This is a genomic window from Thermoactinomyces intermedius (assembly GCF_013912365.1).
Taxonomy (GTDB): Bacteria; Bacillota; Bacilli; order Thermoactinomycetales; family Thermoactinomycetaceae; genus Thermoactinomyces; species Thermoactinomyces intermedius.
Window position 1 is genome coordinate 1 of the sequence record NZ_JACETT010000058.1, and the last position, 883, is coordinate 883.

General features: G+C 44.1%; 2 protein-coding genes. Both read right to left on the minus strand.

Features of this window, described 5'->3' with window-relative positions; genetic code table 11:
• Positions 1–22: 22 nt before the first annotated feature.
• The gene (locus tag H1R82_RS12625; protein ID WP_181731948.1) at positions 23–520 is read right to left on the minus strand and encodes a DnaD domain protein; all 498 of its coding nucleotides are present in this window, start codon (positions 518–520) and stop codon (positions 23–25) included.
• A gap of 69 nt (positions 521–589) precedes the next feature.
• On the minus strand, positions 590–883 hold a 294-nt coding region (locus H1R82_RS12630), incomplete at its 5' end, for a helix-hairpin-helix domain-containing protein (RefSeq protein ID WP_258873905.1).

Genomic DNA, 883 nt, shown 5'->3' on the forward strand with positions numbered 1-883 from the left:
GGTCTTTTTTATCTTTTCCTTTTTATTTCATCAGATTAGACAATTGTTTCAGCCGTAATTCAATCTGATCCAATTGTTGATCCATTTTCACAAAAGATTCTTTGATTTCCTTTCGCAACTCATGCAGCTGTCTGGCCAGCAAAGCAATATTGGTCTCCACATATTCCATATTGTATTCCCGGCTTTCCGGATTGGAGGTGCGCGAAGCATCAGGGGGTGAAGACGGGTGTTTCCGCTTTTGCAAACTTTTTAAATAATGCAATGCTTCTTTTCCCGTGGCAATGTTTCTCCGGAATAAATCTTCCGCCAGGTTGAGTACATCGGCACGGGTGATCTTATAGTTATTTTCCAACATGCAAAATTCGAGTAAAACGTTGATGACCCCGTTGGAAAAAGAGTACCTTTCTTTTAATTCATAAATCAACTGCACCATTTGTTTCGAAACGGCTTGTCCCCCTGAATATTGACGAAGAAAATAAACGGGATCCATGGCTTCGATTTTCTCATGAATGTCACGCACCTGGAAGTCCTCCTTACATAAAATGATCGATTGGCAAAAAAGATCCTCACCCTCCCGACGGCGAGGATCTTATTGGTTTAACTCCTTCAAAATGGTCCGGGCCAGCTGATCACCAATACCCGCCTTCCGAAACTCTTCGATGGAAGCTTTTTTCATGTTTTCAATGGATCCGAAATGTTGATAAAGCCGTTGCTTTCGTTTCAGCCCGACTCCCTGGATTTTATCCAACTCGGATTGGAACATGCTTTTGCCGCGAACCTGCCGGTGAAACGTGATAGCAAAGCGGTGTACTTCTTCCTGAATGCGCTGGATCAGGAAAAACGTGTCGCTCCCCCGCTCCAACTTCACTTCCTCCACCGGATC